A 12470-nucleotide genomic window follows, 5' to 3' on the forward strand; every position below is an offset into this window, starting at 1 on the left:
TTTTAATCGTTAAATAATTATTTTGATTAGACCTGTTAGTGTGGCGAGTTTCTATTGAAAAAAAGTTACCCGCTTAAACCTGGTCAGAAATAATATAAGGAGGGCGATACTTGCGTGTGAGCATCGCGTTAGCTTCTTTGTCGTTCTGAAACTTCTCTCTTTCGCCAACCAACTTCAACTCACGTTTAAGCCTGTACGAAATGTTGGCCATCAAGGGCAGCGCCGTAGAATAAAAACCTGTATTAATATCACAATTCAGTACATCATCGTTGCCGGCCCGTATTGCATCTATAAAGTTGGCATAGTGCTCCGCTCCGCCGGGAGGCACGCGTGGATCGACTGTTTTGGCGACCAGCACTTTCGAGCCCGCAAATGGCTCTTTCTCTCTTTTACGAAACGCCCGCCAGTTTGTTCTCTCCAACTCCAGGTGACCCTCAGTACCGTAAAAAATATTTCCGATCCTTATATCAATGCCCGATTCGGAATTAGAGTAACCGCCTCTTGTTTCGAATTCCAGCATTTTACCATCATGGTATTTAAATAGAGAAGATTGAAACGTAGGAGTTTCCTGTGCGCACTCTCGGGGATTAAACCCATATACGCCGCCGGTTGAATACACCGATACCGGGTGTTCATTTTTATTCAATCCCCAACGGGCTATATCGAATTGATGAGGACCCTGATTGCCCGTATCGCCATTGCCGGTATCCCAAAACCAATGCCAGTTGTAGTGAACCTTTCTTTCGTTGTAAGGCCTGTATGATATAGGGCCCAACCAACGATCGTAGTGAAGATTTGGTGGCGGAGTGCCATCTTCAGCAATACCAAACGGTTCGCGTGGATTGATACAAAGTCCCCTCGCCAGAAACACATCGCCTATTCCGCCATCATGTAAAAACTTTATGGCCTCTCTAACGTTAACAAATGAGCGGTTTTGAAAACCTACCTGCACACGCCGCTTATATTTACGCGCCGCTTCAATCATCTTACGCCCCTCCCAAACATTATGCGATGCGGGCTTTTCTACATATACATGTTTTCCCTGCTGGCAGGCCCATATAGTGCCCAGTGCATGCCAGTGATTGGGAGTAGCGAACGACACCGCGTCAATGTTTTTATCATCAAACACTTTACGCATTTCTATTTCGTTAGCTGGTTTTTCGCCGCCTTTATCAACTACAATCTTCGCTGCCTGGTCAAAACTGTGTTCGTCTACATCGCAAAGCGTTTTCACCCTGATGTTCTTGAGGGTGTTTAATTCCATCCAGTTTTTTATATGTGTCTGACCCTGGCCGCGAACGCCCACTACCGCCAGCATTATCCGGTCGTTTGCTCCACGGATTGAAGCATACGATTTTGAACTAAAACCCATACCGCCAATAGTAATACCGGCGCCTGCAATAGCAGTTTGTTTAATGAAATTTCTCCTGGAATTACCAGTTTTGTTTACTTCTTCCATATTTCGACTCATTTAAATTCTTCACTACACCTACCCTCACTCCACTTTAATAATCCCTTTCATTACCTGCCAATGACCAGGAAAAGTGCACACAAAAGGATACTCGCCTGGTGTAGAAGGCGCTTTAAAATCGAGCCTGTAACTTCTGCCAGCCTGAATTAATGGAGTAAAAAATAAAACCTCAGGCATTTCCGGTACAAAGTTTTTCTCATATCCATCTTTTAAAACCGACATGGCATCTGCTGCTTTGCCCACTTTTTGCAGCGCACCCGGCTTAACGATCACAACATTGTGCGCCATATCGTCCTGGTTATCGAATACCAATGAAATATCGTCGCCCTGCTTCACGCGAATAATTGTTTTATCAAACATCATTTTAGATAACAATGCGCTTAGCTGAATAACCGTTCTCCCGGGAACAAGCAGCGAGGATTTTACAGGAGCTTTTTCAGGTTGTCCATCACCGGATCGATTACGGAACCTTGTTATAGCAACCACTTCTTTTAATTCTTCAAAATCTTTTTCCGATAACCACTTCCGATCATACATTGAACGTTTCGGATCGCTACCGAAAAAACGGTAGGACTTCATTGCATTGCTATCAGCAACGGCAGATAAAAAATAATTCGAGGTCGCTTCGTCGTGTGCAAGAAAATGTTTGTCTTTCCTGAACATCTCCAGCCATACAGGTCTCAACTGTCTGAGCGATTCCTTTAATGCATAGTCAATATAATAGTCAACCGGTTTAGCAACTGCCGCCAGCAGTGCATTTACAGCTGCTTCAGTTTTAAAATGACTTAAGGATATAATTGCCTGCAGCCGCACTTTTGCAGAAGGATCAGCAGAGAGATATATCAATTCTTTTTCCGCGTCGGGTAATTGATCCCTCGAATAGAACAATACCCGCGTTGCAGCAGTGCGGATAAATTCGTTGCTGCTTTTCAGCAGTTCCTTTAATAATGTTTTATTGGTTTGATGGAATTGTTGCGAAACCCATAACGCCTCCAGTTTATTTTGTTCATAATGTTGGTCATTGGCATCTAAAGATTTCACCCAGCTGTCTAAAGCCGGCAATACTTCCTCAGCACGTAACTGGCGCAGCTGGGTATAGGTGGTGTACCGGTGCCGATCCTCGTTTACCTTTAACTGATCCAGCAATTGCGAAATTGGCAGTCTGGTAAGATCGACGGGTTTCACCAAATCTCTTCCCTTATAACTGATTCGCCATATCCTGCCATGCGTATGATCGCGTAAGGAATCACGTAAAGCAATTTCACCATGACTGATAACGGGATTGTACCAGTCTACCACATACAATGCTCCATCGGGTCCAAACCTTAAATCCACCGGGCGGAAATAAGGATCTTTCGAATGAAGCAACGGTGCAAGCTCTTTTGCAACAATACCACTTCCATCTTCATCTATCTCGTGTTGTGTGATTCCCTGGAAACCAATAAAAGTATTGAAGAGCACATTTCCCTGTACCTCGTCAGGAAAATTTCGACTCGATATAATTTCAGTACCACATATTTTCGGCTTATTGTTAGAAGTCAGGAAGTCCTTCATCGGAGTATGCTTGAAGGGAAAGTCGATAGCTACCGTGAGTGGCGGAGCAAAATAATTCATGCCCGTTGAAACATCACTGATAATTTCGGTGCCGTTGCGCATAAATACATGACCCCATGAATTGGCATATACATACGACACATAGGTCTCGAGTTTTTGGGTTAGGGGTTCATACCTGAAGGTTGTTCCGTAGTCGTTTCTTACCGGCCCGTATGGAGTTTCCACCTGCGTATGCAGGAACGTGCCCATATGCCAATACAGCGCACCATCGGGTCCCCAGGTAAAAGTATTTAGCGAGTGATGAATGTCTTCGGTTCCAAAACCATGTAATACAATTTCTTTCGAGTCGGCCCTGCCATCTCCATCAGTATCTTTCATAAACCACAGGTTAGGCGGCTGACTAACATATACGCCACCATTGCCAAGCTCAAAACTGTTGGGCATGTATAAACTATCTGCAAAAACACTTTGTTTATCTGCCTGTCCGTCGCCGTCTGTATCTTCCAGTATCAATATTTTATCATTGGGAGGTGCACCCGGCAGATAGTGTGGGTAAGAGGGCATATTGGCGACCCATAAACGACCCTTGGGATCAAAAACTATTTTTACCGGGTTGGCCAGATCAAGATTTGATTCAGAAGCAAACACGTTTGCCTGGTAACCGGGGGGCAGCATTAGTGATGAACTGTCTGGTTTTTGCAGCTTTGATTTATTCAACGGTAAAAACTGTATCGTATCGTTGAGGATATTTTTCGCAAGCGATAAGTGATGTTCTTGAGTTCTATTGGCGCCATTCCAGATAACACTATCTAACCTCGTTATCATTGTAGCGAGCTTCGCCATTTCACCGGGATAGGAAATAGGCCCGCCCGGTGGTTGTACCCAGGGTTCCTTACGCCTGCCAACTATGTACTCGCTGTTTACCGCACGATATTGATAAAAAAACTGCTGATTTTTTTGATCTACCAGCTTTTTAAGATTTTCCATGTCGGCTGAAGCATTCCAGGTGGCTACCGGAAAACCGAGTGCCGCAGCCATCATTTCGCTAACGGCCCTATACCCTTTATCATTCAGATGGATGCCATTGATAGTAACCGAATCTTTAGCGGCTTCTAATTTGCGTGTGGCGCTAAACAAATTAATAAATGGTATATCAAGGCTGGCGCTCACTTCGCTCATGGCCTCGGCATATAGCTCCAGATTTTTATTATGCTCTGATGGATCGGGCAAAAAGCCTCCCAGCTTTTCGTGAGCAATGGGAGAGATCAATATTACTTCGGGCGACTTTTCACCATCATACTTGCCTTTTTGTAAATACTCGAGAAAACCCGACAATTGTTCCTTAAATGATTCAAGACTGTCTTTGCCTTTAAATGCCTCATTTAAACCGTAACAGGCAAAAATGATCTGAGCTTTCTGCCTGGTGAGATGCTGATCGATTGCACCAAAATTTAACGGGCGGGATTGCCAGTTGATTTCGTCTGCGCTCCAACCTAAATTACGCACCACCAAATTTCTGTCGGGAAAGCTTTTATATAGGAGAGGTTCAAAATAATTGTAATACTGCAGACGTTCGGCAAATGTGTTTCCAACAAAAACGATATGGCTACCGGGCGCCGGGTTGAATTGATGCACTGGTTCCGGCTTTTGCGAACAGCTTAACGCCATTGCCGAAATACTGATCGTTAAATAAAATAACTTCATCCTCGTCATAGCATGATTTATATTATTTTTTCTTTCGCATGATGTTCCTCAAACAACGCCATGCAATCGCTGTATGAACGTATTCCTTCAGAACACGTAACATGCGATAAGCTTGTTGCTGCCGCAGCAACGCCAAGTTCGAGGCACAGTTCCATACCCAGGTTTTCATGTAAGCCGAGCAGCACACCCGCAGCCAATGCATCGCCTGCACCGTTGGTGCTAACCACTTTCTCCTGTGGTATCGTTAAATTTTGTTGAAATAACCGCTTTCCATTTCGATGGGCGGCCCACGCACCCTCCGACCGGTGAATAATTATCCACTCATTTACTCCCATCGAAAAAACACAATCAAATACGGGCGAGCATTTTTCTTCCATATCTTCAAACCCCTGAAATTCCAGTAAATCGATATCGGATAAACGGCTTGCTTCAATTTCATTCAGGAATAAAAAATCAACATAAGGCAAAGCAGGTGGAACGATAGTAACAAAACGATTTGAATCTTCACTCACCAGGTCCACCGATGTCAATAAGCCTGCAGCCTTAGCGTTCTCCAAAACATAGGATGCCCGCGTTCTTTTATCCGGCAATATTTCATCCAGGCGATCCATCAGCAGTAGATATCCTAAATGAAAAAGTTTAGCGTTAGATGTACTAAAATCAAAGTGTTTGTCATCCAACAAAGAGTTAGCGCCACGATGATGAAAAAAAGTTCTCTTGCCAGTATTCAGTACCGTGGTGACAATTGTGTACGACGTAGCATCGGCATCTGTCATTTGCAATTGCCGTACATCAATACCCCTGCTGCGGCAATCATTTAAGATGTGTTCACCATTGGAATCATTTCCGAGTAAACCGATAGCTGCTAACGGAAATGGCGCCTCCAGTTTTATCAGGTCAACCAATACATTGTATGGTGAACCACCATTGCTGGAATATTCATTTAAAATATTAGCAAGAGATTGTTCGGCCGGAAACTTATCTATCAACTTTACATGATCCACTATCCAATTGCCTCCGGCAATGACCCCTTTTCTATCAGAAACTTCTGCCATCCTTTTTAATTTATCAGAATAACTTGTAATTAACCTGCTCTACCGTTTGCGATGCCTGCGAACGGAGCGCTGCCTCAAAAATGCAGTGGCTGGCGACAGCTTCTTCCGGTGTTGCACAACCGAACCTGCCGTACAAAAAGCCTTCGCGTTCTGCAATAAAGGCCGCGATCATCTGCATAAAACAATCTGTAAACCCGGCTTCGAAAATGCCGCCGGTAATGGTATCAAATGGCATCTGAAATCCCAGGTCGGTACGTTGCCACCATTGTTCAGGTGCATTTTTTAACTGCCAGAAAGCCTTGGTGTCTTTTGTGCTGTATTTTACTGCTCCCTCAGTACCATACACTTCAATGTACCATGTGTTGGTTTCGCCTGCAGCCAGTCTCTTCATTTCCAGTTGCATTGGAACTACGTCGCCATCAATTACAATCTGTGTATTTAATGTTGAATTGTTCCATGTGTCGCAGGCCGCCATTCCGCCTTTGCCATCTGGTCGCTCTGTAATTATTCTTTGCAAATGCGCATACACTTTCTCTGGCTTCCATCCCAATCGGAGCGGAACGTGCAATGCATGCATGCCCAAATCGCCCATCACCCCTATTTCTCCGCAATATTTCGATTGTCTTTTCCAATTGATCGGTTTCTGCGCATTCATGTCACTAGCGTGAAGAAACCCGGATTTTATCTCAAATATTCTTCCTAAACTTCCGGATTTAACAGCGGCAACTACTCTTTGTGGCCCCGGTAAAAAAGGCATCTCCGAACTGCATCGCGTAAATCGTCCCAATCGTTTAGCTTCTGCAGCAATGGCCAGGGATGATTCGCAATCAATGCCAAACGGCTTCTCACCAAGTAAATCTTTACCTGCCCGTAATATATCCAGGTAAATATCTTTATGCAGGTTGTGAGGTACGGCGATATACACCACATCAACATCCTCACTATTGATTAACTCTTTATAGTTATTCGTTAACAATACAACACTTTCAATTTGCTTATACCACGACAATACCTGGTCGTTCAAATCGCATACGGCTGTCAGCCTCGCGCGCACCGGAAAATTTTTCAGCGCAAACCAACGTCCAAAAGCACTTGCCGCTTCTCTTCCCATCAAACCGCCACCAATGATCCCTATATTTATATTCTTCATTAACTTCTCATTTTTTATTTAACCACACGGTTGCGTCTTCTGGCTTTGCTTTATCGTGCACAATGGACATTAAAGCTTTCGTCATACCACCGGGATTGCTATGTTGAATTACGTTTCGTCCATATACTATTCCTTTTACACCCTGCTGCATCAAAGTGTATGTTCTTTTAAGTATTTCGTCGTCGGAAGCTTTGCCTCCTCCCCTCACCAATACCGGAACTTTACCCGCCGTTTCAACTACGCGATGATATTCGCTTGCGTTATCAGTTGGATCAGCTTTAATAATGTCTGCACCGAGTTCAACCCCCTGCCTTACTAAAGGAATTATTTTTTCCGGATCACCGTTAACCATATAACCTCCTGCTTCAGCATTGGGACGAAACACCAGCGGCTCCACCATTAGTGGAATACCATACCTGTCTGTCTCTGGTTTTATTTTTAATATATTCTGAATACACTGATCAGTTACTTCGGGTTCTCCCGGTATGCTGAAGAGATTGACAACAACACATACCGCGTCTAAACGGATGGCTTGTTCCACGGGGTTTTCAATCATGCGGCTGAAAAGCGTTCTCGGCAATACCTTTCCATAAACATTGGCAACATCAGTGCGTAATACCAGTGACGGCTTCTGCCTGCCGGCAACAGACTGAAGATAATGTGCCTGACCCGCCGTTAATTGAATGGCATCAGGAGCGGCATCTATCAAAATGTTCACTGCCTTTTCTATATTCTCGATTCCATTCAAAAATGAATACTCATTAAAAAAACCATGATCGATTGCAACATCAAAGCAGTTTCCTGATTTGCTGTTGAACAACCGGCTTAACCTATATGTTTTCATGTACGTGTTTATAGTTATCGTTAGTTAATGTCTTCACCGGAAACTTTACCAGTTCTCCCAATTCTTTAGCAAGCAAATTGTCTTGCGGGAAAGCATGCCCAAGGTGTTGACGGAACCCTTCACCGTACTCGGCATTCACAGCGTGACCCTGCTTTGCGGAAAAAGATCGCATTGATATTATATACTCATCCATGCCATGATGGTCCCTTAACCAACCACTCTGCGATTCATGGCAGGCCAGCATTTGTTCTTTTAAATCAATCTTATCGGAAATATCAACAACAATCGCGGCCTCAACGGCATTGCCAAGTCTGTCCTTACCTTCCAATGCATCGAGGTAATACAGGTGAGGGATAGAAAAAAGCGGAGGCGAAGTTGTCGCAATATTTTTCACTCCTGCACTAAAGCAGGCAGTTTGTATTAATTTGCTTGTTATCTCGTGATCAACCATGTAGCAGGAAGGGCTCATAGTGAATACTATACGCGGGCGCACCTTCCGCACCAGTTCTATCACTTTCAGTAATGTACTTTTCTCGTAAAGAATAAAAATATCTTCACATTCAAGGCAATGATAATTCGCATCCAGACGGGCAGCACTCGTTGCAGCTTCCTTTCTTCTTATCCTGCTAATTTCTTCCGCGCTTAATGTTGCTGTACCGCCATCTCCTGCGGTCATTGTGGCCATTTCAATTTTCCATCCCCTGTCTTTCAGCAATGCCAATGTTCCGGCACATAGTAGTTCTGCATCGTCGGGATGAGATACAATCGCCAGAACCGTATTTTCAATATTCTCTTTCATCTAATTATTAATAAATCATTAGTGCATTTCTGTCATCACATCTTTTAAAGCGTAACGATAGTAATGAAATTCAACGTCGGGATGGCTTGCCAGCAACGACATCGGAACAGATGTATCTTCAATTTTCTTTGAAATCATTAATGCGGTGAGCCGCATTCCAAAAGCGTTGTCGTGGTTACCCGCCTGCCATATCGATACTTTTTCTGCTTTCCAGGTTTCTTTGGGGCCAACTGTCAGGGCCTGCATCGGCACGCCTACTACAAATCCGCCTCCGGAAGTACGTGCGTTCTGCATCAAAGTAATTGGATGAAGCTCAACTATCCGTGTACCCAGCGCGCGATAGGCCGAAGGCGTTGGAGGTGCATTTAAATAATCGCCTTCTCTTTTGAAGGGATCGTTAAATGCCCAATGTTTTGCATCGCCCTGGCCACCCTGCATCACCAGGCATTGAATGGCATCGAAACTATCACTGTACTCCTGCAGGATATTTACGGAAGGATAGTGAATATTTTCTTCGGGAATTTGTAAGTGCGGTTTGATACGACTGAATAATAATGCATGATTTGCGCGGGCGAACGAAAGCGGGTGATCCATATCAACGCTTTTCCCATTTTCATACCATTCATCCATTCCCCAGAAGTGTGCGTGCTTCAGAGAAATATCGAGGTCATTTACCAGTTGGGCAACCAAAGGCAGCTGTTCGGTTGGGCCTATTGGTCCGCATATTCCCGCAGGCTTCTGTGGAGTAGATGCTTTCCACGCATTGATATACTGTAAGGCCTCGGCAAGATAAAATGACTCAAGGGTGTCGTGTAAAATCACTTTGAACCCTGGCCGCGAAAGTTGCTGAATATCGTGAACGCTTAGTTTTGCTGCATCGCGCTGAATTTGCTCGTCAAGAGTGGTATAGTCCCACCACCCTTCCGCAACCCTGCTAATTTTTCTACTCATTGTTAAATTGATTTTCTACTAAATAATTATTTTACCGCCCGTCTTTGCAGACTGATAACATGCTGTAACCACTTCATGGTTTCTCAAACCAACAGCAGCATCGTTCAACGGTTTACGATTTTCCAAAATAGCAGAACCGAATTCCTGAATCTCTGCCAGGTAGGTATTTACCGGCTCGGGATTAATCTCTCTTCCTCCTGTTGACGCTCTCACCTGGTTGGCATCGTAGCCACGCTCATCGCTCTCCGAATAAATTGTCATTTCTCCGGATTCACTCTGACCAATTGTTCCTTTGGCAATGATGCTTCCCTGAGATCCGTAAAGCTCAAGCATATTTTTGCTGGCAGCGTCGGGAACACAGAAATGAGTGTCCACAATAGCTGTTGCGCCATTCGCAAATTCCAATAGCACCACGGCACTATCTTCCACACCGTAGTTATGCACAACATTGTTTATGCGACAACTAACACTGCTGATTGCTCCGAAAAACATTTCCAGTAAATCAATACAATGACTACCCATATCCATAAGGGAACCGCCACCACTTTGCGATAAGTTTTGTCGCCATGCACCGTTGATGGGTGGATACCAGCACGACAATTGAGCACGGCCGAACACCGGCTTTCCTATAATTCCCTGCTCAATAGCTTTTAAAGCTTCCCGGTGCTGCATCGAAAATCTCATCATTAATCCAACACCCAGCGCCACTCCTTCTGCTTCACATACTTTAATCATTTGTTCTATCTCCGGAGTAGTAAGGCCAAGAGGCTTCTCGCAAAGAATATGCTTTTTCTTTTTTGCACACGCAATAACATGCTCGAGATGAACATTGGGTGGAGAGGCGATGTACACAGCATCAACATCGGAATCAACTACATCCTCAATACTCTTTGCGGATAATGCAGAAAACTCTTTTGCCACATTATTGTTTACAATTTCGTTTACATCGTACACCGTTGATAGAATTGCGTTAGGAGCTTTCACTATTCCTTCGGGAATTGTTTTTCTATAAGCAATTCCTCCGGAACCAATCACACCCCATTTTATCTTTCTATTCTTCATACTGTCACCTGTTTATATTTCTAATTTGTGTCGTCGAGAGAAGTCAACCTCGACCAAAAGCGGATAAAGAAAATGGTTGAAACCAGGAAGAGCGCAAGAAATATGGTTCCCAGCAAATTCCTTCCATATAAATAATTTCCAACGGAGAACAATACACTGTAAATAATAACGCATCCCAGCACCATACATACTAAACCTGTTGGAACATCCCATTTCAGGTTCTTCTGTTTTACCAGTTCAATTCCGCTGGCTTTTGCTCTGTCAAGAACAGCTTTCCATCCGCGACCTCCAGGAATTATTTTGGAATAAAATGATCTTAATGTATCCTCATCTGTGGGCTTGCTCGCAAATGTTACTATCAGCCAGCTTACCGTTGTCAGAAACACTATACCCGTAAACTTCACAACGTTCCAATAGGCCATTGCCATTTCATAACCGAGAACAACAATCCGGCTTTTATCATCATTGTACTGAGCAACATTTTCGAGTACAATAAAAATAATTGAGAAAAAAGCGGCAGCAACCATCGCAGACAATTCGGAGAGTGCATTAATACGCCACCAGAACCATCTTAACAGGTAAATAAGACCGGTACCTGCTCCAATCATCAGGAGATAATGAAATGCCTGCAGTGCATTTTGCAACACCACCGCGAGCAAAATAGAACACAACATTAAAATGCCTGAACTGAACCGGCCAACCCATACCATGCGCCTGCCATTTGCTTTGGGATGAATGAACCTTTTATAAACATCATTCACCAGGCACGACGATCCCCAATTCAACAGGGAAGCAACCGTAGACATATAGGCGGAGATTAATGACGCAACCACGAAGCCCAATATGCCCACAGGCAGAAACCTTTTCAGCATCGCGTAGTATGCAATATCATTCTGCACATAATAGGGATCCACTCCGGGAAACTCATTCTGCATTGATTTCAGATCAGGAAAAATAATCAGGGAAGCCAATGCTACGAGTATCCATGGCCAGGGCCGCACCGCATAATGCATAAAATTGAAAAAGAACGTAGCGCCAACGGCATGTTTTTCATTTTTTGCAGATAACATACGTTGCACGATGAATCCTCCTCCGCCTGGTTCAGAACCGGGATACCAGGCAGCCCACCACTGAATTGTAATAGGAATTAAGAAAACACTTAAAAAAATATCCGGCTGATCAATAGATGGAATGAGGTCGAGCTTACCAGAAACATTCGGATGACTCAGCAAGTTGTCCAATCCCGAAACTTCAGGTGAATTGACAATATAAATTGCAGCAACGATGGCACCACCCATCGATAAAGTGAACTCGAGCAGCCCTGCCCACAAAATAGATTTCAATCCACCGATTGTTGAATAAACAAGTATAATAACGCTGGAAACTATCAATGCGGTTGTTGGGCTCACGCCCAGCAGAATGCCCGACATCTTTATAAAAGCCAGGCAGGAACCCGCTATTACAATTACATTGTAAAAAAAACCAAGATAGATAGAACGAAACCCCCGCAGAAATGTAGCCGCTTTACCACTGTACCTCATTTCATAAAACTCGTTATCGGTCATCACCTTCGAACGGTTCCACAATTTGGCATAGATAAAAACGGTTAACATACCTGTTAACAAAAAAGACCACCACATCCAGTTGCTCGCCACTCCATCTATGCGAACCATATCGGTAACGAGTGTTGGCGTGTCGTTTGCGAAGGTTGTGGCAACCATTGAAATACCCAGTATCCACCAGGGCATTTTTCTTCCCGACAAAAAATAGTCAGTGGCATCGTCACCACCTTTTCTGCCGGTAAAATACCCGATGCTCAATAGCAAAACAAAGAAGCCCAGAATAATTAAATAGTCAACAATCTGTAAACTCATACAAAA

Annotated in this window: 9 protein-coding genes; all 9 read right to left on the reverse strand. The window is 43.9% G+C overall.

Translation table 11 applies throughout. The features are described 5' to 3' along the window. Positions 1–73: 73 nt before the first annotated feature. Genes PLE34_RS08515 through PLE34_RS08555 form a run of 9 tightly spaced genes read right to left on the reverse strand, consistent with a single transcriptional unit; the run spans position 74 to position 12464 of the window. Entirely contained in the window at positions 74–1459 is a 1386-nt protein-coding gene (locus PLE34_RS08515) for a Gfo/Idh/MocA family protein (RefSeq protein WP_324555880.1), read from the reverse strand. 36 nt (positions 1460–1495) lie between these two features. Further along, positions 1496–4729 carry a PVC-type heme-binding CxxCH protein gene (locus PLE34_RS08520; RefSeq protein ID WP_324555881.1) on the reverse strand — a complete coding sequence of 1078 codons (3234 nt, stop codon included), beginning with the start codon at positions 4727–4729 and terminating at the stop codon, positions 1496–1498. A gap of 17 nt (positions 4730–4746) precedes the next feature. Then, on the reverse strand, positions 4747–5784 hold the full coding sequence (locus PLE34_RS08525; protein ID WP_324555882.1) for a carbohydrate kinase family protein: 1038 nt from the start codon (positions 5782–5784) through the stop codon (positions 4747–4749). Between the two features lie 13 nt (positions 5785–5797). Beyond that, entirely contained in the window at positions 5798–6934 is a 1137-nt protein-coding gene (locus PLE34_RS08530; RefSeq protein ID WP_324555883.1) for a Gfo/Idh/MocA family protein, read from the reverse strand. Positions 6935–6941: 7 nt separating this feature from the next. Continuing rightward, entirely contained in the window at positions 6942–7778 is an 837-nt protein-coding gene (locus PLE34_RS08535; protein ID WP_324555884.1) for a class I fructose-bisphosphate aldolase, read from the reverse strand. Further along, the gene (locus tag PLE34_RS08540) at positions 7765–8577 is read right to left on the reverse strand and encodes a PIG-L deacetylase family protein (protein WP_324555885.1); all 813 of its coding nucleotides are present in this window, start codon (positions 8575–8577) and stop codon (positions 7765–7767) included. Before PLE34_RS08540 ends, PLE34_RS08535 begins: the two co-directional genes overlap by 14 nt. An 18-nt stretch (positions 8578–8595) precedes the next feature. Then, positions 8596–9528: a sugar phosphate isomerase family gene (locus PLE34_RS08545; protein WP_324555886.1), complete on the reverse strand. Its 933-nt coding sequence runs from the start codon at positions 9526–9528 to the stop codon at positions 8596–8598. Between the two features lie 18 nt (positions 9529–9546). Then, on the reverse strand, positions 9547–10590 hold the full coding sequence (locus PLE34_RS08550; protein ID WP_324555887.1) for a Gfo/Idh/MocA family protein: 1044 nt from the start codon (positions 10588–10590) through the stop codon (positions 9547–9549). A 20-nt stretch (positions 10591–10610) separates the two neighbouring features. Further along, on the reverse strand, positions 10611–12464 hold the full coding sequence (locus PLE34_RS08555) for a sodium:solute symporter family protein (RefSeq protein WP_324555888.1): 1854 nt from the start codon (positions 12462–12464) through the stop codon (positions 10611–10613). Between the last annotated feature and the right edge of the window lie 6 nt (positions 12465–12470).

Origin of the sequence: Agriterribacter sp., assembly GCF_035445465.1 — a bacterium.
In the GTDB taxonomy this organism is placed as follows: domain Bacteria; phylum Bacteroidota; class Bacteroidia; order Chitinophagales; family Chitinophagaceae; genus Agriterribacter.

Excerpts from the sequence above, each read along its gene's own strand:
- PLE34_RS08525 (WP_324555882.1), bottom strand. The coding sequence starts at position 5,784 with ATGGCAGAAGTTTCTGATAGAAAAGGGGTCATTGCCGGAGGCAATTGG.
- PLE34_RS08540 (WP_324555885.1), bottom strand. The coding sequence starts at position 8,577 with ATGAAAGAGAATATTGAAAATACGGTTCTGGCGATTGTATCTCATCCC.
- PLE34_RS08530 (WP_324555883.1), bottom strand. The coding sequence starts at position 6,934 with ATGAAGAATATAAATATAGGGATCATTGGTGGCGGTTTGATGGGAAGA.
- PLE34_RS08545 (WP_324555886.1), bottom strand. The coding sequence starts at position 9,528 with ATGAGTAGAAAAATTAGCAGGGTTGCGGAAGGGTGGTGGGACTATACC.
- PLE34_RS08520 (WP_324555881.1), bottom strand. The coding sequence starts at position 4,729 with ATGAAGTTATTTTATTTAACGATCAGTATTTCGGCAATGGCGTTAAGC.
- PLE34_RS08555 (WP_324555888.1), bottom strand. The coding sequence starts at position 12,464 with ATGAGTTTACAGATTGTTGACTATTTAATTATTCTGGGCTTCTTTGTT.
- PLE34_RS08515 (WP_324555880.1), bottom strand. The coding sequence starts at position 1,459 with ATGGAAGAAGTAAACAAAACTGGTAATTCCAGGAGAAATTTCATTAAA.
- PLE34_RS08550 (WP_324555887.1), bottom strand. The coding sequence starts at position 10,590 with ATGAAGAATAGAAAGATAAAATGGGGTGTGATTGGTTCCGGAGGAATT.
- PLE34_RS08535 (WP_324555884.1), bottom strand. The coding sequence starts at position 7,778 with ATGAAAACATATAGGTTAAGCCGGTTGTTCAACAGCAAATCAGGAAAC.